The organism is Thermomonospora umbrina (assembly GCF_003386555.1).
GTDB classification, from domain to species: domain Bacteria; phylum Actinomycetota; class Actinomycetes; order Streptosporangiales; family Streptosporangiaceae; genus Thermomonospora; species Thermomonospora umbrina.
Window position 1 is genome coordinate 5,423,596 of the sequence record NZ_QTTT01000001.1, and the last position, 21,066, is coordinate 5,444,661.

Below are 21,066 nucleotides of genomic sequence, written 5' to 3' on the forward strand. Positions count from 1 at the left end.
AACCGGCGGAACGGCCACGGCGCCCGGCCCGGGTCCGCGGGCCGTTCGGGAGCCGCAGGCCGCTCTGACGAGCGTGATCGCGCACCGACTCGGGGGCCGGTGCGCGATCACGGGAGGGATCAGTAGCTGCCGACCGGGGGCGTGTACGTCTTGGCCAGCTCGGACTCGGCCGCCGGAGCGACGATCACCAGGCCGCCGGTGGCGTCCTTGTTCGGCTGCAGGATGTACGTCTTGCGCGTGGGGGGCTTGTCGGAGGACGAGAAGTCCATCGGCGTGCCGAGCCCGCCGTCGTAGGTGGTGGTCGACCGGTGCGCGTTGATCAGGCCCTCCCGCGTGAGGTCCTTGGAGGCGCAGGCCTTCTTGAGCGCCGCGACGACGACGCCCGCGGCGTCATAGCCGTGCACCACCGCGTTGTCGAGCGGCTGGCCGGGGTACTTCTTGCCGTACGCGGCGGCCAGCTTCGCGACCCCCGGCAGGTCCGCGCCGATCGGCGCCCCCGAGCTCACCATGAAGAAGCCCTGGAGCAGGGCGGGCGCGGCGGGCGTGCTCAGCAACTGCGGGGCGAAGCCCGAGTTGCTGGCCAGGATCGGCTGCTTCATCCCGCGCGAACGGGCCAGCCCGGCCAGCGAGGCCGACTGCTTGGGCCCGGCGCTCATCAGGATCGCGCTCACCTTGGCGCTGTTCAGCGCGGCGACCTGGGAGCCCATGTCGTTGTCGGTGGGCTTGATCTTCTGCTCCACGATGGTCAGCCCGTGCTTGTCGGCGGCGAACTTGGCGCCGCGCAGCGCCGAGCCGCCGTAGTCGCCCTCGAAGTACACGTGGCCGAGCTTGTCGCCCTTCTTGACGAGCTTCTTGGCCATCAGGAACTCGATGCCGTTGATGACGTCCACGTCGTAGGTGTTGCCGGCGACCTGGATGTAGCGGCTGCCCAGCAGGCTGGTGGACCAGGCGCTCGGGATCACGAACACCTTGTCGGACTCGATGCGCTGCTTGACCGCGGTGACCATCGCCGAGCCGAGGAAGTGCGGGATCGCCAGCACGTCGGAGCCCAGCTCGCTGTAGATCGACACGGCCTTCTGCGGGTCGTAGCCGTGGTCGCGGACCACCGGCTCGATGGTGCGCCCGCAGACGCCGCCCGCCTGGTTGACCTCCTCGAAATGCAACTGCTGGGCCTGGGTGATGCTCTTGCCCAGCGGGGCGTAGGCGCCCGTCTGGTCGGTGGCCAGGCCGAGCTTGATGGTCTTGTCGGTGACGCCGGGGCCGTGCTTGACCCCGTCCGCTCCGGTGCCGCCGGATCCGCCGGTGGCCTTGCCGCTGCCGCAGCCGGCCGCCGTGGCGGCCAGCGCCAGGGCGGTCAGCGCGGTGACCGTGGTGCGCAGGGTGGACTTCATCAGGTCTGTTCCTCGGCTTTCATTCGGGGGACGGGGTGGGGTCTGCGGCGGGCTCCGGGGAGGGCGCGGATTCGGGCCCAGAGCCCGAGCAGCCCGCCGGGGAAGAACAGGACGACGGCGACGACGGCGGCGCCGTAGAGGATCCGGGACGCCTCGGCCGGGGACACGCCCTCCGTGCCGGGCGCGGCGATCAGCGGCAGGCCGTCGCCGTAGCGGGTGAACAGCGGGGGCAGCAGCGAGACGAACGCGGCCCCCGCCATCGCTCCGGCCACCGAGCCGAGCCCGCCGATGACGATCATCGCCAGGTACTCCAGCGAGAGGATGATGCCGAAGTACTCGGGCACCGTCCGGCGGAACGCCATGGCCAGCAGCACCCCGGCCAGTCCCGCGTACATCGACGACAGCACGAACACCCCGGCGCGGTAGCGGGCCACCGGCACGCCCATCACCCCGGCGGCGATCTCGTGGTCGCGGATGGTGGCCATGGCCCGGCCCGGCCGGCCGCGGAGGACGCCCCGCGCCACCCACGCCGCCGCCAGCAGCACGATCAGCGACAGGAACCACAGCTTCTCCAGCGCCCGGAACGGCACCTGGAGCACCACCAGCTCGGGGGCGTCGGCGAAGCTGAAGCCCAGCAGCTCCAGCGAGGGCACGTCCCGGCCGTTGGCGCCGCCGGTCACCGCCTCGGCGTTGTGCAGCACGTGCTGGCCGATGAAGATCAACGCCAGTGAGGCGATGCCCAGGTACGTGCCGCGCAGCCGTCCCGCGATCGGGCTGAACAGCCCGCCCGCGAGCCCGGCCAGCAGCACCGCCAGCACCACCGCCACCGGTGTGGGCAGCCCCAGCCCGGCCAGCTCGTCGTGCGGCTCGGCGGCGAAGTACACGTACCCGTACGCCCCGACGGCCAGGAAGAACGCGTGGCCCATCGACAACTGCCCGGTCGAGCCGGTCAGCAGGTTCAGGCCGATGGCGCCGACGGCGGCGGCCATCGCGAACAGCCCGGCCTGCAACAGGAACGGCTCGGCGTAGAACGGGACGACCACCATCACGACGAGGCCGAGCGCGGCGGCGAGGACCCGGGGCCGCAGCGCGGCGGACACTCGGCTAGACACGGGCCAGCTCCCTCGTTCCGAACAGCCCGGCGGGCCGGATCAGCAGGATCACGATCATCACCAGGAAGGGGGCGACCTCGCCGATGCCGCGGCCGAGGAAGGTCAGGTCGTTCTGGTAGCCCGTGGCCAGCGACTCCGTCAGCCCGATGATCAACCCGCCGGCCAGCGCCCCGGAGGTGGAGTCCAGCCCGCCGAGGATCGCCGCCGGGAACGCCTTCAGCGCCACGAACGAGGTCGACCGGTCGAGTCCGGGTGTCGGGAACACCGTGAGGAACAGCGCCGCGACCGCGGCCAGCGCCCCGGCCACCGCCCACGCGCCCATCGACACCCGGCTCAGCCGGATCCCCATCAGCGCGGCGGTCTCCCGGTCCTCGGCGGCGGCCCGCATCGAGATGCCCCACGAGGTGTACCGGAACGCCATCAGGAAGCAGGCGATCAGCGTCGCCGCCGTCACCAGCGCGGCGATCCGGGTCTGCGCGATGCCGATCCCGCCGATGTTCACGATGCGGTTCTGCCAGGGGTCGCCCATGGCCAGCACATCGGTGCCGATCCGCCGCGTCAGCTCGGTGGTGAGCACGATGTCCACGCCGATGGTGACGATCGCCAGCACTTGGTGATCGCCCGCCCGGGAACGGCGCAGCACCAGGAACTCCACCGCCGCGCCGACCGCGGCGGCCCCGGCCACCCCGGCCAGGACGGCGGGCCAGAAGCCGATGTCCTCGTGCAGGATCGCGATCACGTAGCCGCCGACCAGCAGCAGCGAGGCGTGCGCGAAGTTGACCACCTCGGTGGCCTTGAAGATGATCACGAAGCCGAGGGCGATCAGCGCGTACACCGAGCCGACCGACACCCCGTTGACCAGGAGTTCGATGAAGGTGGTCACGCCGTCTCGCTCTCGGATCCCGCCGCGGCCCCGGCGGAGTCCGCCGCGTCGGCCGCGTCCGCCGCCTGCACGCCCAGGTAGGCGCGGATGACCTCCGGGTCGCGCTGCACCTCGGTGGGGGTGCCCGCGGCGATCCGGCGGCCGAAGTCCAGCACCGTGACCTCGTCGGCCAGCCGCATCACCATGCCCATGTCGTGCTCGACCAGCAGGATCGAGATGTCCAGATCGGCGCGGGCGGCCACGATGACCTCGGCCATCGCGCGCCGCTCCCCGCCGTTCATCCCGGCGACCGGCTCGTCCAGCAGCAGCAGTTTCGGCTCCATGGCCAGCGCCCGCGCCAGTTCGACGCGCTTCTGCACGCCGTACGACAGCATCCCGACCGGGGCGTCCAGGTACTCCGAGACGCCCACGAACCGCGCGATGTCGCGGACCCGGGCCCGGTGCCGCGTGTCCTCGCGGCGGGCGAACGGCAGCCGCAGCCCGGCGCCGACGAAGCCCGCCCGGGTCAGCCGGTGCCGGCCCAGCATCACATTGTCCTCGACGCTCTGGAACCGGGACAGCGCGATGTTCTGGAAGGTGCGGGCCACACCCAGCGCCGCGATCCGGTGCGGCGGCATCCGGGTCAGGTCCGCGCCGCCGAAGCGGACGCTCCCCGAGGTCGCCCGGTACACGCCGGACAGCACGTTGAAGCAGGTGGACTTGCCCGCGCCGTTGGGGCCGATGACCGCGTGGATGCTGCCCGGGCGCACGGTGAAGCCCACGGCGTCCAGCGCGGTCAGCCCGGCGAACCGCACGGTCAGGTCGGTCACCTCGAGAGCGCTCACCGGGCACGGCCCCCGGGGCGGGCGCGTCCGGGCTGCGGGCCCGGACGGCGGATGGGACTTGCGTTCACGGCACCCTCCGGTGGGTCGTGGTCGGACGGGGGAGAGACGGTGGGTCAACCGGCCCACCTCTCGAGCGTGGGCGGCCGTCGGAACTCGGGCTCCACGGCGTCGGCGTCGCCCACGCCGAGGTAGCGGCGGCGGACCTCGTCGCTGGCGGCCAGCTCGTCGGCCGGGCCGGACAGGGTCACCTCGCCGACCTCCAGCACGTGGGCGGTCGTGGCCAGCCGCAGCGCCAGGGCCGCGTTCTGCTCGATGAGCAGCACCGCGGTGCCCTGCCGGTTGATCTCGGCGACGGTCTCCCCGATGCGCTCGGCCATCAGCGGGGCCAGCCCCAGCGTCGGCTCGTCCAGCAGCAGCACCGAGGGCCGCGCCATCAGCGCCCGGCCCATCGCCAGCATCTGCTGCTCGCCGCCCGACAGCAGCCCGGCCCGCTGCCGGGCCCGTTCGCCGAGCACCGGGAACAGTTCCATCACCCGGTCGCGGGCGGCGTCGCCGCCGGGACGTCCGCGGGCCCCGAGCGCCCCGGCCCGCAGGTTCTCCTCCACGGTGAGCCGCCCGAACACGCGCCGCCCCTCGGGCACCTGGACGACGCCGGCGGCGACCACCCCGGCGGGCCGCAGCCCGCTCAGTGTGCGCCCGCCCAAGGTGATCGTCCCGGCCTCGATCGCACCGCGATGGAACGACAGGGTCCCCGACAGGGCGCGCAGCAGCGTGGTCTTCCCGGCGCCGTTGGCGCCGAGGACGGCCGTCACGGTCCCCTCAGGGACCTCCAGGGAGACCTCCCGCAGAGCGCGCACGGCTTTGCCATAGCTCACGGTCAGACCGCTGACCGCGAGCGTCGCGCCGGCCTTGGTCGCCATCGGCACCTCCCATCGATCTCGTGTGGGAGGCACACCAGCATGTGAGCTGCGACACCGTCCAGACCCTGGAGCAAATCGGGTCATCGGTCCAATGGAGTTACATTCTGGTTGTGCGCGCACACAGCAGAGTCGGTTTCGGCGTGTCCCCCCTGTCGACGCCGGCACATTTCATGACAGGGTGACGCACATCACCACGGAGGTCCACCCCTTGCCTTCCACCGCCACCACCGTCACCACGGCGCCCGACGAGGAACTGGCCGCGGTGGCCGAGGCCACCTCGCACCGGCTCATGGAGCGGCTCACCGGGCTGACCGACCGACTCGTCGGCGAGATCCTCGCCGACGACCCCGCCTACCTGGGCTTCGTCCCGCACGACGAGCTCTGGCAGACCGTTCGGGACATCCTCGACGAGAGCATCGACGCGATGGGCCGGCGGGCGCTCGGCGAGGAGCCCGAGCTGGCCAAGGCGATCGCGATCGGACGGCGCCGCGCCGAGCAGGGCCTGCCGCTGGAGTCGCTGCTGCGCGCCTTCCGCGTGGGCGGCCGGGTCTACTGGGAGACGATGATCGAGGTCGTCTCCGACGACGAACCCTCCGCGCTGCCGATCCTGCTGCGCTTCGCGAGCATCGTCTGGCACTCCAACGAGCTCCAGTCCAACGCGGTCGCCGACGCCTACCGCCGCACCGAGTCCGAGCTGCTGCGCCGCAGCGGCGAACGCGTCCAGGCGCTGCTGGACGCCCTGCTGGACGGCCGCGGCGCCGACGGCGGGCTGGCCAAGGCCGCCGCGGCGGCCCTCGACCTGCCGATGAACGGCCGCTACGCCGTCGTGGTGCTGCGGTGGCCCCGCCGCGACCCCGGGTTCGAACGACCCGAGGAGCTGGGCGGAATGCGGTCCGTGTGGAGGATGCGGACCGACGGCGAGATCGTCGTCGTGGAGCTGGGCGACCGGGGCACCGGGGCCGTGGCCGCCGCGCTGGAGCCGCTGTTCCGCGGCGCGGCCGGGATCAGCCCCGCCGTCGAAGGGCTCGCCGCCCTGGGACGGGCCCGATGGCTGGCCGAGATCGCCCTGCAGACCTGCGACTCCGGCGACCGCCGGATCACCCGGCTGGACGACCGGCTGCCGGCCGCGCTGGTGGTCTCCCAGCCCGAGCTGTCGGGCTACCTGGGCGCCTCGGTGCTCGGCCCGCTGACCGACCTCGACCCCGTGGACCGGGAGATCCTGCTGGAGACGCTGGCGACCTGGCTGGACTGCGAGGGCTCCGCCGCCCGGACCGCGAGCCGGCTGTACTGCCACCGCAACACGGTCTTCAACCGGCTGCGCCGGCTGGAGCAGCTCACCAGCCGCTCCCTGCACCGCCCCCGCGACGTGGTCGAACTGGCGCTGGCCCTGGACGCCCTCAACCTGGTGACGTCCGACGAGGCGAGGGACCGGCTCCTCAACTGATGCGGTGCGGGTCGATCCGGGCCCAGTCGGCCTCCCACAGCGCGTCGCGCACCCGGTCGCAGCGCCGCCGGACCAGGCAGTACACGCCCAGCAGCGGCAGCCCGGTCACCAGCGCCGCGCCCGTCGTCGCGTAGCCGGAGTCGACCAGCGTGCGCGAGTGATGCCGCGGCCGCACCGTCACGGTGCCGTCGCGCTCGACCCAGATCCGCTGCCGGGCCCCGGCCCTGGCGTCCCGCCAGGCGGGGATCTCGCCGGTGCGGACACCGCCGTCGGGCGCGCGCCAACTCGCCCGCACCGTCTGGTGCAGATACCGTTCGCCGCCGGTGCCCGCGGGCCCCAGCACCGTGGCGGTCACCTGCCGGCGGGTCTGCTGCTCATGCCGTTCCGTCCGGGTGCCCGCGTCGTACGACCAGACCCAGGCCCAGCCCATCAACACGGGCGCCACCAGCAGGAACACCGAGGCCAGGGCCACGCCCACGGCCCACTGGAAACGGTCGACCGGGCGGCGCATCGCGTTGCGGTCGAAGCCGAGCCGCCGCCGCAGCCGCCCCAGCCGCGTGGGCACCCTGCCGCCCTCAGGCCGGCGCATTATGCCACCTCCCGGGTAAGGGGTGTCCCCATGAGAGGCTCCGTCCACCCTCTGTTCGAACAGTATTCCCGGGTGGAGCGGATGACACACGGCCTACGGCATCGAGTGCGGGGAAGTCGTCGCCCGCTCGGGAGGATGCTCGGAGGGCTGCTCCGCCGAGGCCGCGTCGGGGCGTTCCCCGCGATCACGGACGGCCAGCGCCGCCACCGCCCCCAGCACGCACAGCACGGCGGTGATCAGGAAGATCTCCCGGTACTCCGTGCGCAGCGCGTCCTGGACGGCCGCCTGGTACGCCGCCACCTGCCGTTCGCCCTCCCCGGGCGGCAACCCGAACGGCAACGGCATCGCCAGATCCTCGGTCAGCGAGTTGAAACGGTAGAGGCCCCACGCCGACAGCGCCGAGATGCCCAGCAGCATGCCCATCATGCGGGCCACGACCACCGCCGCCGACGCCACCCCGTGCTGGGCCGCCGGCACCACCCGCAGCCCCGCCGACGACACCGGGGCGATGACCAGGCCCAATCCCAGCCCGGTGATCACCAGGTCCACGTCCATCCGGGGGAGCGGTCCGTACGAGGCGGCCGCCAGATCCGCCGGCCACGCCGCGATCAGCAGATACCCCACCGCCGCGAGCGCCATCCCGGCCGCCATCGGCCACCGGTCGCCGACCCGGCGCGCCAACAGCCCGCCCAGCACCGCCGCGATCGGCATCGCCACCAGGAACCTGACCAGGATCAGCGCGCCGCCGAACGAGTCCTCGCCCAGCAAGGTCTGCGTGATGAGCTGGACGTCCACCAGCGTCACCATCAGCGCCGCCCCCGACAGCAGGCTCACCGCCAACGTCGCCAGCAACGGGCCCCGCCGCACCCCCGTCAGGTCCAGCAGCCGAGTCCGCGACCGGACCTCCCAGACCACGAAACCCGCCAGCACCGCGAACCCGGCGATGAGCATCGGCACGCCCCACGGCGGCAGCGGCGCCCGCTCCGGCTTCGGATTGTGCAGCCCGCCGACCAGCAGGCCCAGCCCCACGGCCAGCAGCAGCCCGCCGACCACGTCCACCCGGGGACGGACGGCCGGCCGGACGCCCTTCGGCACGGTGACATGCACCAGCACCATGGCCGCCAGCACGATCGGCACGTTGATCCAGAAGATCGCCCGCCAGCCCAGCCAGGCCGCGACCCCCGCCCCGTACAGCGGACCCAGCACGCTGCCCAGCTCCTGCGCCGCGCCGACCGCGCCGAGCACCACGGGCCGCTGCCGCTCCTCCCACAGATCGCCGGCCAGCGCCATGGTCACCGGCAGCAGCGCGCCGCCGGCCACCCCCTGCAGCACCCGGCCCGCCACCACGAGCTCCAGCCCGTCCGCGTACGCCGTCAGCGCCGACCCGGCCGCGAAGAACAGCAGACAGCCGTGCAGCAGCGGCCGGCGGCCGTACCGGTCCGACAACTGGCCCAGCAACGGCATCGCCGCCACATAGCCCAACAGGAAACCGCTGAGGATCGGGGTCGCCCGCTCCAGATCGTTCACCGGGATCCCCAGATCCCCGATCACGTCCCGGAAGATCGTGGTGATCACATAGGCGTCCAGCGCGGCCAGCAGCACCACCCCGCCGCCGACCCCGATCGCGACGCCGCGTCTGCGCATCGCCTAGACCGGCGGGGTGAACGTGTAACCGGCGTCGAACTCGGTGAACGTCACCACGACCGCGTTGTCGTCGCCGCCCCCGGACGCCGCCGGGAGCACCCCCCGGACCTTCAGCAGCCGGTGGTCGGCGGTGGCCACCCACACATGCCCCGCCAGATCCTGGGAGACGCCGGGGACCAGCGTGCCCGCCTGCTCCTTCGGCAACGTCACCTTGATCTTGTACGCGTCCTTGCCGCCGACCTTCTCCCGGGCCTCAGGCTGCGGCGAGCGGACCCCGCTCAGCAGTTTGGCGATGCCCCGCTCCGGGTCGAGCACGGCGGACGGGTCGTACAGCGCAAGGATCCGTTCCTTGGGCGCCTTCTGGAATCCGCTGCCGGTGAGCCCCTTGTAGTAAAGGGTGTCGCCGATCAGCACGAAGTCCGTGTCCAGCGTCAGCCCCAACTGCTCGATCCGCAGGGTGCCCTGCGCGTCCCCGTTCTTGAGCAGCTTGACGTCGCCGCCCTTGATCGGAATTGCGGGCTCGCCCTCGGTGCCGAGCGTGAACCGGACGCTCTGGAGATTCCGCATCGCGTCCGCCGCCTGGCGCATCGTCTGCGGCCCTTGCGGCAGCGACGACGGGGAATCGGCGTCCCCCGAGTCCCCCGAGCAGCCGCTCAGCGCCAGCGCGCACATCACGACGACGGATATTCGACCACGGATCCAAGACATAGGCGGACCCTACCGACGAGCCCCCCGCCACGTCACTCGGCTGAGAGGATGAGATCGACCGTCCCTCCCCGGCAGGACATCTCATTCCCGGTGGCCCGCCACGACCCCCCCGGCTATCATTGCCGCGGCGGGCACAGATGGTCACCGCAATTGACGGGCGCGTCACGGGGCGGTAGCTCAGCCGGTCAGAGCAGCGGACTCATAATCCGTAGGTCGTGGGTTCGAGCCCCACCCGCCCCACGCCGCCGGCCTCCCCTACTCGTCGGCTTGGGCCGCCTTCGCGGTTGGGCCGCGGTGTCTTCCCGGGGGGGCGACCCCCCGGACCCCCCGGGTGGGGGCTTCGCCCCCACGGCTCCGGCCTCCTCTCCTCGTCGGCTTGGGGCCGCCTTCGCGGTTGGGCCGCGGTGTCTTCCCGGGGGGCGACCCCCCGGACCCCCCGGGTGGGGGCTTCGCCCCCACGGCTCCGGCCTCCTCTCCTCGTCGGCCTTGGGCCGGCTTCGCGGTGAGTTGAAGTGTCTTTCCCGGGCCCCGGATCCGGAGGGGGCTTCGCCTCCGTGCCTTGATCTGTCGTGACTCTTTGGCACAGGTCTGTAACGATCTGGAACGGGGGAAGGACGAGGCCGGGTGGTGCGAGCCTAAGGTCGCGGCGTCGATGACGCATTCCTCTAGGAGGTGCGGATGAGAGGCTGGGGCGAACGCGTGCTCACGGCTGTGACCATCGCCGGAACGCTGTGCGCCTGGACGGCGACCCCGTCCGGGGCGGCGACGGCGGACGACATCACCGACCGGCTCAACGCCGTTCCGGGCATGAGGGTGATCGAGGAGAAGCCCTCGGGGGCCGAGGGATACCGGTTCTTCCTGCTCGGCTACCGGCAGCCGGCCGACCACCGGCGACCGGGCGCCGGGACGTTCGAGCAGCGGCTGTCCCTGATGCACAAGGACACCGGACGCCCGATGGTGCTCTACACCTCGGGGTACGACCTCAACACCGCGCCGTTCCGGGCCGAGCCCACCCAGATCGTGGACGGCAACCAGGTCGCGGTGGAACAGCGGTTCTTCACGCCGTCGCGGCCCCGGCCGGCGGACTGGTCGAAGCTGACCATCTGGCAGGCGGCCACCGACCACCACCGGCTGACCGGGGCGCTCAAGGCCGTCTACCCGCGCAAATGGGTGTCCACGGGGGCCAGCAAGGGAGGCATGACCTCGGTCTACCATCGCCGGTTCTACCCTTCGGACGTGGACGCGACCGTGTCGTACGTCGCGCCCAACGACGTCGACAACCGGGACGACTCGGCGTACGACCGGTTCTTCGAGAAGGTCGGCTCCAACGCCGCGTGTCGTGACGCGCTCAAGGGCGTACAGCGCGAGGTCCTGAAGCGGCGGGCCGAGTTCGTCGGGCGTTACGCCGCCTACGCGAGCAAGAACGGGGCCACGTTCGCGTACGTCGGTGGGGCCGACCGGGCGCTCGAGGCGACGGTGCTGGACGTCGAGTGGGCGTTCTGGCAGTACTCGCTCGAATCCGACTGCGGCGGGGTGCCGCGCAGGGACGCCGCCTCCGACGCCCTCTGGGACTTCGTCGAGGCGACGGCGGGATGGGCCTTCTACACGGACCAGGGGCTGGAGCCCTACGTGCCGTACAACTTCCAGGCGGGCACCCAGCTCGGCTGGCCGTCGCCGGAGTTCCGCCACCTTCGGGACGTGCGCCGTCACCCGGACGTCTACAGGCCCCACTCGTTCGTGCCCGCGGAGCTGAGGCCGCAGATGCGGTTCCAGTCGTGGGCGATGGCCGACATCGACCGGTGGGTCCGCCGGCACGGCAGTCGGCTGATGTTCCTCTACGGCGGGAACGACCCGTGGGGGTCCGAGCCGTTCCGGCTGGGGCCGGGGACCCGTGACTCGCAGTGGTACGAGGTCGCGGGCCTCAACCACACCGGCAGGCTCATCCAGCGTCTGCCCGCCGCGCAGCGGGAGCGGGCGATCGACACCCTGCAGCGGTGGCTGGGTGTCGCCGACGCGCCGGACCAGCTCAAGAAGATCGGCCCGGTCGACACGTACGACGAACTGCAGACCAGGCGGCCGCCGCTCTGACCCGACGCGTCCGCCTCCGGGCCCGTCCGCGTGCGCGGGCGGGCCCGGTGCGGTCCGGTGGTCAGTCCAGGGCGCTGCCCTCGCGCCACTCGGGCCAGGACAACTGCCAGTAGCCCCAGCCGTTGTTCCACTCCAGCTCACGGTCGGTGCCGGTGACCTTGTAGATGTCGCCGCGCCGGCTGAACCGGTAGAACCACGCGGCGTTCGCGGGGCTCATGTTGACGCAGCCGTGGCTGACGTTGGCGTTGCCCTGCGAGCCCACCGACCAGGGGGCGGCGTGGGTGAACTCGCCGCTGTTGGAGATCCGGACGGCGTGATAGACGTCGAGCTTGTAGTACTCGGGGTGCCCCTTGGGGATGCCGACCGTCGCCGAGTCCATCACCACGTGGTACGCCTTCTCCATGGTCAGGTGAACGCCGTTGGTGGTGGTGTAGGCGCGTTTCGTCGCCTTGCCCATGCTGACCGGGATCCGCCGCACGGTCGTGCCGTTCCTCTTGACGGTCATCTTGTGGGTGCGCGCGTTGGCGGTGCTGATCTGCTGGTCGCCCACCTTGAACCGCAGGGTGAGGTCGCGCGTGCCGTACACGTCCTTGGCGGCGCGCACCCCCTTCAGCGCGGCGGTGACGGTGACGTCGGTGTGCGCGGGCCAATGCTCCTTCGTCCGGTAGACGACCTGCTGACGGTCGATCCACCGCCAGGCCCCCACGACCGGTCTGGACGCCTTCACGCGGAGGGCCCGCTCGACCTCGGCCTGGTTGTAGACGGGCCGGTCGAAGGCGAGGACGACCGGCATCCCGACCCCGACCGTCTCGCCGTCGGACGGGGCCGCCGCCGTGGCCGCGACGACGTCCTTGGGCTTCAGTGTGGAGAAGGTGCTGGCCAGCGTGGCGGTCCGGCCGTCCCGGCCGACGGCGACGGCGGTCACCCGGTAGTCGGTGTCGGGGGTCAGGGGCCGGCGGGACGTCCACTGCGTACGGGCGGCGTTCAGGGAGCCCTCGACGTCGACGCCCCCGGCGCTGACCGTGACCCGGCGGAGGGTGCCGTCCGCCGATCGGATCGTCACGGGGCGGTCGGGGCGCGCGTCGTCCGTGCCGTTCGCGGGGCTGACCGTGAGCCTCGCCGGGGGCGGCGGCGCGGGACCCGTGGGCCCCGCGGGGGACGCGGGCGGGTCTCCGGAGCACCCGACGAGGGCGCCCGTCGTCGCCAAGGCGACGACGGCCGATGACAGGTTGCGGTGGAGGATTTTCACATTGCCCCCGTGCCGTGACGGTGTCCGCTCTCGGGCTCCACGGTACGACGAGGTGGACCCTCCGAGGAGGCCTGATCGGAGCCTCGATCAGTGGTTTCATGGCTGGGTCGGCGGATGGAGCGAGACATGGGACGGCATCGGCGGGGACGGGCCAGGGAGATCACGGTGGGCGATCTGATCGCGGCGCTGCAGGAGTTCGACCCGGGGCTGGAGGTGCGGCTGGCGATCCAGCCGCGGCTCCCCTACGAGCATGCGGTCGGCGCGGTCGCCGAGGCCGACGGCATGGTCTGGATCGGTGAGGCGGGGCAGTGCGGCTACGCGCCCGACGAGGTCGCCGAGAGCCTCGGCTGGCGCTGACCCGGCCGCCCCGGCGTAGATCGGCCCCCGCGGGGGAGGGACTCCCCACCGGAGACACCGATGACGGGAGGGACCGATCATGAAGGCGGTGGTCTGGCACGACGTGGGCGACATCCGCCTGGAGGACGTCACCGAACCCAAGCTCGAGCACCCGTCGGACGCCATCGTCCGGATCACCGGGAGCGCCATCTGCGGCACCGACCTGCACTTCGTCCGGGGCACGGCGCCGGGCATGCGGCCGGGAACCGTCCTCGGCCACGAGGCCGTCGGCGTCATCGAGGAACTGGGCCCCCAGGTCCGCGGCTTCGCGGTGGGGGACCGGGTGGTCATCGCCGCCACCATCGCCTGCGGGCGCTGCGTCTACTGCCGCGCCGGCCACTACGCCCAGTGCGACGTCGCCAACCCCAACGGCCGCGACGCCGGCACGGCCTTCTACGGCGGCCCGGCGTCGACCGGGCCCTTCGACGGGCTCCAGGCCGAGTACGCCCGCGTCCCGTACGCGCACACCGGCCTGGTGCCGATCCCGCCGGGCGTGAGCGACGAGCAGGCGCTCATGGTCAGCGACATCTTCCCGACCGGCTGGTTCGGGGCCCGGCTCGCCGAGGTCGGGGACGGGGACGTGGTGTGCGTGCTCGGCGCCGGACCCGTCGGGCAGTTGGCCGCCCTGTCGGCGCGGATCCAGGGCGCCGGGCGGGTGCTGATCGTGGACGGGCATCCCGACCGTCTGGAGACCGCCCGGCTGCAGAACGCCGAGACCGTGGACTTCAACACCGAGGACCCGGTCGCGGTCGTCCGCGAGCTGACCGGTGGCGTCGGCGCCGACCGGGTGATCGAGGCCGTCGGCGTGGACGCCCAGCGCCCCATCGGCGGACCGGCCGCGCAGCACGTCGACGACCGCACCGCCGCCGAGTTCGACCTCGAACGGGCCCGGACCGCGCCGCACGCGCGCCCGCGGGGCCGCCAGTGGATGCCGGGGGACGCGCCCAGCCAGGCGCTGCGCTGGGCCGTGGAGATGGTCGCCAAGGCGGGCACGATCGGCATCATCGGCTATTACCCCCCGCAGTACACGAGCTTCCCGCTCGGCGTCGCGATGAACCGGAACCTCACCGTGCAGGCCGGCAACTGCAACCACCGCCGGTACATGCCGGGGCTGCTGAGCCGCATCGCCTCCGGCGGCGCCGACCCCACCTCCGTGATCACCCAGCAGGAGGGCATGCCCACGGTGATCGAGGCGTACGAGGCGTTCGACCGGCGGGAGCCCGGCTGGACCAAGGTCGCGCTGGAGATCGCGGGGTGAGCCGGGCAGCCCGGGGGAGCGACGTCACGGTCGTGATCGCCACCCGTGACCGCAGGGCGGAGCTGGCCGCGACCCTCGACCGGCTGCGGGGGCTGCCGGAGGGCCCGCGCGTGATCGTCGTCGACAACGGTTCGCGCGACGGCACCGCCCGGATGGTCCGCGACCGCTTCCCGGACGTGCGGGTCGTCCCGCTGCGCCACAACCTGGGGGCCTGCGCCCGCAACATCGGCGTCCGGCACGCCGAGACCCCGCTGGTGGCGTTCAGCGACGACGACTCCTGGTGGGAGGCCGGCGCGCTCGCCGCGGCGGAACGGTGCTTTCGGGCGCATCCCCGCCTGGGTCTGCTGGTGGGGCGCATCCGCCGGGCCCCGGACGGGAACGTCGACCACGTCTCGCGGAAGATGGCCGCCGCGCCGCTGGGCCGGGACGCCGATCTGCCGGGGCCGTCCGTCATGGGGTTCCGCGCCTGCTCGGCGGTGGTCCGGCGTCGCGCGTTCCTGGACGCGGGCGGGTTCGACGACCTGCTGTTCTTCGACGGCGCGGAGTCGTTGCTGGCGCTGGACCTGGCGGCCGCCGGATGGGGGCTGGCCTACGTCGAGGACGCCACGGCCTGGCACGCCCCCTCTCGGCACCGTGCGCCGCCCCGCGGCGGCCGCGAGTGGCTGCGGCTGCCCCGCGCCCTGCACGGCACCCGCCGGCTCGTCACCCGGGCCGGCCCGGCGGCGGTACGGGGCGGTCCCGCCCCGCTGACGGCGCTGGTCGGCCTGGCGCGCCGGCTGCCCCACGCCCTGGTCGGACGGAGGCGGCCGTCCTCGAGCGCACATCCCGTCGGACGGCCGCACGAGCCCGAATGATCCCGCCCGCCCGCACGAGCCGCTCCTGCGGAACGTGCGGGCGGCACGGGTGAGACGCGGCCTCAGACCGGCTCGGGCTCGGGCTGCGGCGGCCTGGGGCCGGGCGCGGGCTCGGGGACCGGCTTGGGCGGCGGCAACGGGCCCGGCGGCTGCGGCTCGGGCCTGGGGATCGGATGGGGCCGCGGCGGCGGCTTGGGAACCGGCGACGGATGGACCGATCCGGACATGGTCGTCCTCCTTCGAGTGCAGGGACCCCGGGTCAGGGGGAGCGGGTGCGGCGCTTGATCACCCACAGGTCGACGGCCGCGATCACCGCGAGGGCGGCGCAGATCGCCGCCGCCGTCCACAGCGCCGCGCCGGTGTCGCCGTCGCGGGCGGCCAGGATTCCGAAGATCACCGCGGCCGCGAGGCCGGCGACCAGCGCCAGGCCGGACAGCAGCGCCCGCGCGCCCAGGGCGCTGCGCGCGGTCAGCGGCTCGGTGCCGCGCGCCGGGCGGCGGTCCCGCCGGGCCGCCCTCACCTGCCGAACGTCCCGACCAGCGTGCCGGCGCCCACGACCTTCTCCTCGATCGCGTCCCGCAGGTCGTCGATCGTGAAGCCGGGCTCCAGCCCGGACGGCTCCCCGAGGGCCGCCACCCGGAAGAAGTACCGGTGCGGGTCGTCGCCGACCGGCGGATGCGGGCCGCCGTAGCCGGGTGTGCCGTAGTCGTTGCGCCCGGCGGTGGCGTCGGCGATCGTCTCGCCGGTGTCGATCCCGTCGTTCTCCGGCGGGATGCCCGCCAGCAGCCAGTGCGAGAACGTGCCCGTCGGGGCGTCCGGGTCCTCGCAGACCAGGACCAGTTCGACCGCCTCGTCCGGCACGTCCTCCCACTCCAGCGGCGGCGACACGTCCCCGGCGTCGTGCGAGTAGTCGTCGGGGATCGGCGCGTGGTCGGTGAACGCTGCGCTGCGGAGTTCCATCTCGTGCATGACCCGGGTCGTGCCCACTGAGCCGGGGGGAATGCACACCGCCCGTTCCGCATCGAACCGGACAAACGGGGAACGCGCCGGGGGACGGCCCAAGAGATCGGGATGGGGGACCCGACATGCCCGACACCGACGAGTTCGACATCTACGGCGCCGCCCTGCCGCTGGAGTACGAGGCCGACCTCGACCCGCTGCTGAACCGCATCGGGACCCGTCTCGACGGGGCCCGGTGCGTCCTGCTCGGCGAGGCCAGCCACGGCACGCACGAGTACTACGCCTGGCGGGCGGCCCTGACCCGCCGGCTCATCGCCGAGCACGGCTTCTCCTTCGTGGCGGTGGAGGGGGACTGGCCGGACTGCTGGCAGGTGAACCAGAGCGTCGCCGGGGACCCGCGAGCCCCCCGTGACCCACGGGACGTCCTGGACGGATACCGCCGCTGGCCGACCTGGATGTGGGCCAACGAGGAGACCGCCCGGTTCTGCCGGTGGCTCCGCGACCACAACGCGGGGCTCCCGCAGGGGCGGCGCGCGGGCTTCTACGGGCTGGACGTCTACAGCCTGTGGGAGTCGCTGCGCGCGGTGATCGCCTACCTGTCCGAGCACCGACCCGAGCACGTCGAGGAGGCGATGGCCGCCTACCGGTGCTTCGAGCCGTACGCCGAGGACCCGCAGTCGTACGCGTGGGAGTCGCGGATGGTCCCGGACGACTGCGAGGACGAGGTGCTGGCCCTGCTGACCCGGCTGCGCCGCCCCATCGGCTCCGGCAACCCGGCGGACGAGTTGAACGCCTGGCAGAACGCCGAGGTCGCCTCCGGCGCCGAACGGTATTACCGGGCCATGATGGGCGGCGGCGCCGAGTCGTGGAACGTCCGCGACGTGCACATGGCCGACACGCTCGACCGGCTGCTGGACCACCACGGCGAGGGCTCCCGGGGCGTCGTGTGGGCGCACAACACCCACGTCGGCGACGCCCGCGCCACCGACATGCGTGCCGTGGAGATGATCAACCTCGGTCAGCTCGCCCGCGAGCGGCACGGCCGCGACCGGGTCGTCGTGGTGGGGTTCGCCGGCGGCCACGGCAACGTGATCGCCGCCCCCCGCTGGGGTGCTCCGGCCGAGGTCATGCCGGTGCCCGCGCCCATGCCCGGCTCGCTGGAGGCGCTGCTCGCCAAGGAGATCGAACTCGACCACGCCCTGTTCATCTTCTCCGACGGGCCGGACCAGGACTGGCTGACCGCCCGGCGCGGCCACCGTGCGATCGGCGTCGTCTACGACCCCGACTGCGACCGTCGCCAGTTCGTCCCCACGGTGCTGGGCGACCGCTACGACGCGCTGTGCTGGTTCGCCTGGACGTCGGCGTTGGTGCCGCTGCACGGCGAGACCGTCCCGCTGGGCGAGCTGGAGACGCTGCCCAGCGGCGTGTGACCCTCCCCGTCGGGGGCGGGACATCGCCGACGCCGGCTCGCTACGGTGGGGCCGGAGGAGGAAGTCGTTGACCGAGCCCACCGGGCCCGTCGGGCCGCCGCGTCCCGTCGACCCGGACGTCGATCTGCACGTGCCGGCGCAGCGGGGCGAACCGGCGAGGGCGCCGTGGAGCACGTTGGGCGTCATCGCCGCCGGCGGGGCCGCCGGGGCGCTGGCCCGCCACGCGCTGTCCACCGCCTTCCCCCACACTCCGGGCCGCTTCGGCTGGGCGATCTTCGCGGTCAACGTGGGCGGCTGCCTGCTCATCGGGGTGCTGATGGTCGCGATCACCGAGGTGTGGCGGGCCCACCCGCTCACCCGCCCGTTCCTCGGAGTGGGGGTGCTCGGCGGGTTCACCACGTTCTCGACCCACATCGTCGAGGCCCAAGACGCGCTGGCCGCCGGAGCGCCGCGCACCGCGCTGGCCTACCTCGCGGGCACGCTGCTCGCCGCGCTCGTCGCCGTGTACACCGGCGCGACGGCGACGCGGGCGCTGGCCCGGTCGGCCGGGCGGCTGCGGTGACCGTTCTGCTGGTGGCGCTCGGCGCCGCCGTGGGGGCGCCGCTGCGGTATCTCGCCGACCGGTTCGTGCAGTCGCGCCACGACTCGCTGTTCCCCTGGGGCACGTTCACCGTGAACGTCACCGGTTCGGCGCTGCTCGGGTTCCTGGCCGCCGCTCCCACGGGCCACGGGGTCATGGCCTTGGCGGGGACGGGTTTCTGCGGGGCGCTGACCACCTACTCGACGTTCGGCTACGAGACCCTGCGGTTGGCGGAGGACGGTGCCCGCGCCCTGGCGCTGCTGAACGCCGCGGCCGGGATCGCCGCCGGGCTGGGCGCGGCCTACTGCGGGGCGGCGTTCGCGGAGGCGCTCTGACGCGCGCCCCGCCGCGCGCCGGAAATGTCGTACCCGCGCCGTACCGTGGTGGCGACCCGACCAGGGACGTGCCGAGAGGGGCCGCCATGAAGCTGCTCACCGCGACCTCCGTCACCCAGGGATACCGCGACAACGACTTCGACTGGTGCGTCGAGGGCGAGCTGGTCCAGATCGGCGTCGTCTGCGACCGCGACCGGCCGGACCCCGACGGCACGTGCGGGTGCGGCCGCGCGTTCGCCGGGCTCAACTCGCACCGCGCCACCACGACCGCGATGATCCGCGAGGTGCCGGGCTTCAGCGAGACCGACTACGTGGAGGCGATCCGTTCCAGCCTCCAGCAGCAGGGGTACGACCCCGGCCACGCCGAGCACGCCGCCGCCGAGCTGCGCTGCCTGGTACGCGGCTGGCCGGTCGGCACCGTTGTGGAGCGCCGGCTGGACGCGATCGTGGTCCGCGAGTACGCCCAGCCCTGATCGGGCCGGGCGGTGAAGGGGGACGATGTGCTGGTCGCTTTCTCGGTGACCCCGCTCGGCGCGGGGGAGGAGGTCGGCGCGCTGGTCGCCGAGGCCGTCCGCGTGGTGCGGGCCAGTGGGCTGCCCCACCGCACCGACGCCATGTTCACCACCGTCGAGGGCGAGTGGGACGAGGTGATGGCCGTGGTCAAGGCCGCCGCCGAGGCGGTCGCCGCCCGGGCCCCCCGGGTGAGCCTGGTCCTCAAAGCGGACCTGAGGCCCGGGGTCACCGACGCCCTGACCGCCAAGGTCGAGTCGGTGGAACGCCACCTCGCCGGAGGCTGACACCCCTGGGCTACCCGGCCTGGTCGCGCGCCTCCAGCCAGGCGTGCACGTCGTCGTCGGACGGCGGGAGCAGCCGCCACAGGGCCTCGTCCAACGCCGTGCAGAGCGGGATGTGCTCGTGCACCCCGAACGCCTGGAAGAGGTTGGTCAGGAAGGGGCGCAGCCCCACGATGGCCAGGGCGACGCCGCGTTCGGCGCACTGCCGCCGGATGGCGGTCAGCATCCGCAGCGCGCTGCCGTCGCAGAACGACACGCCGCTCATGTCGAGGACGAGGGGACGGCCCGCGCCCTCCGCCAACTCCAGCAGCCGGGACCGCAGGCCCGGCCCGGTGTAGCTGTCGATCTCGCCGCACAGCAGCACCACGGCGTAGTGCTCACTGTCGACCACGACCATGTCGACCACGATGTCTTCCACGACGACCTCGCTGAGATTCTCGTGACGCATCAGCATTGCGCCGGTGACGGATCGTTGCCAAGGGGGTGGACGAACTTTCTCTGGATCTCGCGATATGGAGCGGTTCCGGACGGTCACGGGGCGTCGGTGGGGACGGTCCGTGACCACGATCGTCCGGCGGTGCCCGGGAGGGCGCGGTCGTGGGTGCTCTATCGTGGCCACCGACCGAAAGAGCCGAATGGTGGACGGGGTGCCCGTTTCACCTGCGCACGTGGGGTAACCGGACTGCATGCGGGTCCTGATAACCGGCTGGCCGAGCTTTCTGAACGGCGAGGCCACCGCGGGTGACGTCCTGGCCATGGAGGCCGTGCGGGACGCGCTGGAGGGCGTCGGCGTGCCGTGCGACCTGGCCTGGAGCCCGGTGTTCCGACCGTCGGGGCCCAGCCTGGCCGAGACGGACCCCGCCCGGTACACCCATCTGGTGTTCGCCTGCGGCCCGGTGTCCGGCGAGCAGGTCCAACGGCTGCACGAGCGGTACGCGCACTGCCGTCGGATCGCCGTGGGGGTGTCGGTGATCGACCCGGAGGACCCGGCGGTGCTGGGCTTCCACGAGGTGCTGGCCCGCGACGGCGGCGGCGAGGAGCCGCGCCTCGACCTGGCCGCCGAGCTGTCCGTGCCGGACGTGCCGGTCGTGGGGGTCGCGCTCGCCCCGGGCCAGCCCGAGTACGGCGGGCGTCGCCGTCACGACCGGGTGGAGGAGGAGCTGACCGCCTGGCTGAACGCCCGGGACTGCGCCCGCGTCCCCCTCGACACCCGGCTCGACCTGTACGGGTGGCGCAACGCCAGCACCCCCGCGCAGGCGGAGGCGCTGATCCGCCGGCTGGACCTGGTCGTCACCACGCGCCTGCACGGCATGGTGCTGGCGCTCAAGAACGGGGTGCCCGCCCTGGCGATCGACCCGGTCGAGGGCGGCGCCAAGGTCGGCGCGCAGGCCCGCGCCTGGGGCTGGCCCGCGCTGGTCACCGTCCGATCAGGGGAGCCGGTGCTGGACGTCGACGAGCTGGAACGGCAGTGGGACTGGTGCCTGGCCGGGCGCGCGGCGGCCGCCGCCTGGGACCTGCGGCCGGTCTCCACGCCGCTGCTCACCGAGGATCTGCTGGACGTCCTGGAGCTGCGCGAGGACGAGGCGGGGTAATCGCGCCGTCGGACC

At 73.2% G+C, this 21,066-nt stretch carries 24 protein-coding genes and 1 tRNA gene; 12 read left to right on the forward strand and 13 right to left on the reverse strand.

Annotated elements, in window-relative coordinates; genetic code table 11:
- Positions 1–119: 119 nt before the first annotated feature.
- From DFJ69_RS24190 to DFJ69_RS24210, 5 genes are all read right to left on the reverse strand, one after another.
- Positions 120–1,391 carry an ABC transporter substrate-binding protein gene (locus DFJ69_RS24190; protein ID WP_116024715.1) on the reverse strand — a complete coding sequence of 424 codons (1,272 nt, stop codon included), beginning with the start codon at positions 1,389–1,391 and terminating at the stop codon, positions 120–122.
- The gene (locus DFJ69_RS24195) at positions 1,391–2,503 is read right to left on the reverse strand and encodes a branched-chain amino acid ABC transporter permease (protein ID WP_425453378.1); all 1,113 of its coding nucleotides are present in this window, start codon (positions 2,501–2,503) and stop codon (positions 1,391–1,393) included. The genes DFJ69_RS24190 and DFJ69_RS24195 overlap by 1 nt, the downstream gene beginning before the upstream one ends.
- Positions 2,496–3,386, reverse strand: coding sequence for a branched-chain amino acid ABC transporter permease (locus DFJ69_RS24200; protein WP_116024716.1), 891 nt, complete (start codon positions 3,384–3,386; stop codon positions 2,496–2,498). Before DFJ69_RS24200 ends, DFJ69_RS24195 begins: the two co-directional genes overlap by 8 nt.
- Positions 3,383–4,210 carry an ABC transporter ATP-binding protein gene (locus DFJ69_RS24205; protein ID WP_116024717.1) on the reverse strand — a complete coding sequence of 276 codons (828 nt, stop codon included), beginning with the start codon at positions 4,208–4,210 and terminating at the stop codon, positions 3,383–3,385. Before DFJ69_RS24205 ends, DFJ69_RS24200 begins: the two co-directional genes overlap by 4 nt.
- A 113-nt stretch (positions 4,211–4,323) precedes the next feature.
- Positions 4,324–5,130 carry an ABC transporter ATP-binding protein gene (locus DFJ69_RS24210; protein WP_116024718.1) on the reverse strand — a complete coding sequence of 269 codons (807 nt, stop codon included), beginning with the start codon at positions 5,128–5,130 and terminating at the stop codon, positions 4,324–4,326.
- A gap of 178 nt (positions 5,131–5,308) precedes the next feature.
- Between DFJ69_RS24210 and DFJ69_RS24215 the strand changes: the two genes are divergently transcribed.
- Entirely contained in the window at positions 5,309–6,574 is a 1,266-nt protein-coding gene (locus DFJ69_RS24215) for a PucR family transcriptional regulator (RefSeq protein WP_245974546.1), read from the forward strand.
- Here the strand turns inward: DFJ69_RS24215 and DFJ69_RS24220 are convergent.
- From DFJ69_RS24220 to DFJ69_RS24230, 3 genes are all read right to left on the reverse strand, one after another.
- Positions 6,567–7,163: an Rv1733c family protein gene (locus tag DFJ69_RS24220; RefSeq protein ID WP_116024719.1), complete on the reverse strand. Its 597-nt coding sequence runs from the start codon at positions 7,161–7,163 to the stop codon at positions 6,567–6,569. The two genes, DFJ69_RS24215 and DFJ69_RS24220, sit on opposite strands and share 8 nt — an antisense overlap.
- Before the next feature lie 93 nt (positions 7,164–7,256).
- Entirely contained in the window at positions 7,257–8,807 is a 1,551-nt protein-coding gene (locus DFJ69_RS24225) for an MFS transporter (RefSeq protein WP_116024720.1), read from the reverse strand.
- Positions 8,808–8,810: 3 nt separating this feature from the next.
- The gene (locus DFJ69_RS24230) at positions 8,811–9,515 is read right to left on the reverse strand and encodes an LppX_LprAFG lipoprotein (protein WP_116024721.1); all 705 of its coding nucleotides are present in this window, start codon (positions 9,513–9,515) and stop codon (positions 8,811–8,813) included.
- Positions 9,516–9,681: 166 nt separating this feature from the next.
- On the opposite strand from DFJ69_RS24230, the gene DFJ69_RS24235 reads away from it, so the two are divergent.
- Both DFJ69_RS24235 and DFJ69_RS24240 read left to right on the forward strand, forming a co-directional pair.
- Positions 9,682–9,755: transfer RNA gene (locus DFJ69_RS24235), tRNA-Ile, on the forward strand.
- Positions 9,756–10,193: 438 nt separating this feature from the next.
- Positions 10,194–11,603 (forward strand): alpha/beta hydrolase family protein, encoded by a 1,410-nt coding sequence (locus tag DFJ69_RS24240; RefSeq protein ID WP_116024722.1) that lies wholly within the window; start codon positions 10,194–10,196, stop codon positions 11,601–11,603.
- Between the two features lie 61 nt (positions 11,604–11,664).
- Here DFJ69_RS24240 and DFJ69_RS24245 read toward each other — a convergent pair whose 3' ends face one another.
- Positions 11,665–12,852 (reverse strand): L,D-transpeptidase, encoded by a 1,188-nt coding sequence (locus DFJ69_RS24245; RefSeq protein WP_116024723.1) that lies wholly within the window; start codon positions 12,850–12,852, stop codon positions 11,665–11,667.
- Positions 12,853–12,978: 126 nt separating this feature from the next.
- Here DFJ69_RS24245 and DFJ69_RS24250 point away from each other — a divergent pair, with 126 nt between their 5' ends.
- The 3 genes from DFJ69_RS24250 (at position 12,979) to DFJ69_RS24260 (ending at position 15,360) form a co-directional block, all read left to right on the forward strand.
- A complete protein-coding gene (locus tag DFJ69_RS24250; protein ID WP_116024724.1) occupies positions 12,979–13,209 on the forward strand; it encodes a hypothetical protein in 231 nt (76 codons plus the stop codon).
- 79 nt (positions 13,210–13,288) lie between these two features.
- Positions 13,289–14,506: a zinc-dependent alcohol dehydrogenase gene (locus tag DFJ69_RS24255; RefSeq protein ID WP_116024725.1), complete on the forward strand. Its 1,218-nt coding sequence runs from the start codon at positions 13,289–13,291 to the stop codon at positions 14,504–14,506.
- Positions 14,503–15,360: a glycosyltransferase family 2 protein gene (locus DFJ69_RS24260; RefSeq protein ID WP_116024726.1), complete on the forward strand. Its 858-nt coding sequence runs from the start codon at positions 14,503–14,505 to the stop codon at positions 15,358–15,360. Before DFJ69_RS24255 ends, DFJ69_RS24260 begins: the two co-directional genes overlap by 4 nt.
- 62 nt (positions 15,361–15,422) lie before the next feature.
- Here the strand turns inward: DFJ69_RS24260 and DFJ69_RS34445 are convergent, their stop codons facing one another.
- Genes DFJ69_RS34445 through DFJ69_RS24270 form a run of 3 tightly spaced genes read right to left on the reverse strand, consistent with a single transcriptional unit; the run spans position 15,423 to position 16,329 of the window.
- Complete coding sequence (locus DFJ69_RS34445) at positions 15,423–15,587, reverse strand: hypothetical protein (RefSeq protein WP_170177760.1); 165 nt, start codon at positions 15,585–15,587, stop codon at positions 15,423–15,425.
- Between the two features lie 32 nt (positions 15,588–15,619).
- Positions 15,620–15,880 (reverse strand): DUF6343 family protein, encoded by a 261-nt coding sequence (locus DFJ69_RS24265; protein WP_116024727.1) that lies wholly within the window; start codon positions 15,878–15,880, stop codon positions 15,620–15,622.
- Positions 15,877–16,329, reverse strand: coding sequence for a YbhB/YbcL family Raf kinase inhibitor-like protein (locus DFJ69_RS24270; RefSeq protein ID WP_116026860.1), 453 nt, complete (start codon positions 16,327–16,329; stop codon positions 15,877–15,879). Before DFJ69_RS24270 ends, DFJ69_RS24265 begins: the two co-directional genes overlap by 4 nt.
- A 116-nt stretch (positions 16,330–16,445) precedes the next feature.
- On the opposite strand from DFJ69_RS24270, the gene DFJ69_RS24275 reads away from it, so the two are divergent.
- The 5 genes from DFJ69_RS24275 to DFJ69_RS24295 all read left to right on the forward strand — a co-directional run bounded on the left by DFJ69_RS24275 (position 16,446) and on the right by DFJ69_RS24295 (position 19,462).
- Positions 16,446–17,750, forward strand: a complete 1,305-nt coding sequence (locus DFJ69_RS24275; protein WP_116024728.1) for an erythromycin esterase family protein — start codon at positions 16,446–16,448, stop codon at positions 17,748–17,750.
- A gap of 67 nt (positions 17,751–17,817) precedes the next feature.
- Positions 17,818–18,312 (forward strand): fluoride efflux transporter FluC, encoded by a 495-nt coding sequence (locus DFJ69_RS24280; RefSeq protein WP_116024729.1) that lies wholly within the window; start codon positions 17,818–17,820, stop codon positions 18,310–18,312.
- Positions 18,309–18,665 carry a fluoride efflux transporter FluC gene (locus DFJ69_RS24285; protein ID WP_116024730.1) on the forward strand — a complete coding sequence of 119 codons (357 nt, stop codon included), beginning with the start codon at positions 18,309–18,311 and terminating at the stop codon, positions 18,663–18,665. Before DFJ69_RS24280 ends, DFJ69_RS24285 begins: the two co-directional genes overlap by 4 nt.
- 86 nt (positions 18,666–18,751) lie before the next feature.
- Positions 18,752–19,138 (forward strand): DUF7715 family protein, encoded by a 387-nt coding sequence (locus DFJ69_RS24290; protein ID WP_116024731.1) that lies wholly within the window; start codon positions 18,752–18,754, stop codon positions 19,136–19,138.
- Between the two features lie 27 nt (positions 19,139–19,165).
- On the forward strand, positions 19,166–19,462 hold the full coding sequence (locus DFJ69_RS24295) for an MTH1187 family thiamine-binding protein (protein WP_116026861.1): 297 nt from the start codon (positions 19,166–19,168) through the stop codon (positions 19,460–19,462).
- 10 nt (positions 19,463–19,472) lie between these two features.
- Here DFJ69_RS24295 and DFJ69_RS34450 read toward each other — a convergent pair whose 3' ends face one another.
- Complete coding sequence (locus DFJ69_RS34450; RefSeq protein WP_170177761.1) at positions 19,473–19,913, reverse strand: STAS domain-containing protein; 441 nt, start codon at positions 19,911–19,913, stop codon at positions 19,473–19,475.
- Between the two features lie 232 nt (positions 19,914–20,145).
- On the opposite strand from DFJ69_RS34450, the gene DFJ69_RS24305 reads away from it, so the two are divergent.
- Positions 20,146–21,051 carry a polysaccharide pyruvyl transferase family protein gene (locus tag DFJ69_RS24305; protein WP_116024732.1) on the forward strand — a complete coding sequence of 302 codons (906 nt, stop codon included), beginning with the start codon at positions 20,146–20,148 and terminating at the stop codon, positions 21,049–21,051.
- Positions 21,052–21,066: the final 15 nt, after the last annotated feature.

Bases quoted from the DNA above. Each gene is read 5' to 3' on its own strand.
- DFJ69_RS24190 (WP_116024715.1), bottom strand. From the start codon at position 1,391: ATGAAGTCCACCCTGCGCACCACGGTCACCGCGCTGACCGCCCTGGCG.
- DFJ69_RS24210 (WP_116024718.1), bottom strand. From the start codon at position 5,130: ATGGCGACCAAGGCCGGCGCGACGCTCGCGGTCAGCGGTCTGACCGTG.
- DFJ69_RS24220 (WP_116024719.1), bottom strand. From the start codon at position 7,163: ATGCGCCGGCCTGAGGGCGGCAGGGTGCCCACGCGGCTGGGGCGGCTG.
- DFJ69_RS24225 (WP_116024720.1), bottom strand. From the start codon at position 8,807: ATGCGCAGACGCGGCGTCGCGATCGGGGTCGGCGGCGGGGTGGTGCTG.
- DFJ69_RS24230 (WP_116024721.1), bottom strand. From the start codon at position 9,515: ATGTCTTGGATCCGTGGTCGAATATCCGTCGTCGTGATGTGCGCGCTG.
- DFJ69_RS24240 (WP_116024722.1), top strand. From the start codon at position 10,194: ATGAGAGGCTGGGGCGAACGCGTGCTCACGGCTGTGACCATCGCCGGA.
- DFJ69_RS24250 (WP_116024724.1), top strand. From the start codon at position 12,979: ATGGGACGGCATCGGCGGGGACGGGCCAGGGAGATCACGGTGGGCGAT.
- DFJ69_RS24255 (WP_116024725.1), top strand. From the start codon at position 13,289: ATGAAGGCGGTGGTCTGGCACGACGTGGGCGACATCCGCCTGGAGGAC.
- DFJ69_RS34445 (WP_170177760.1), bottom strand. From the start codon at position 15,587: ATGTCCGGATCGGTCCATCCGTCGCCGGTTCCCAAGCCGCCGCCGCGG.
- DFJ69_RS24270 (WP_116026860.1), bottom strand. From the start codon at position 16,329: ATGCACGAGATGGAACTCCGCAGCGCAGCGTTCACCGACCACGCGCCG.
- DFJ69_RS24275 (WP_116024728.1), top strand. From the start codon at position 16,446: ATGCCCGACACCGACGAGTTCGACATCTACGGCGCCGCCCTGCCGCTG.
- DFJ69_RS24290 (WP_116024731.1), top strand. From the start codon at position 18,752: ATGAAGCTGCTCACCGCGACCTCCGTCACCCAGGGATACCGCGACAAC.
- DFJ69_RS34450 (WP_170177761.1), bottom strand. From the start codon at position 19,913: ATGCTGATGCGTCACGAGAATCTCAGCGAGGTCGTCGTGGAAGACATC.
- DFJ69_RS24305 (WP_116024732.1), top strand. From the start codon at position 20,146: ATGCGGGTCCTGATAACCGGCTGGCCGAGCTTTCTGAACGGCGAGGCC.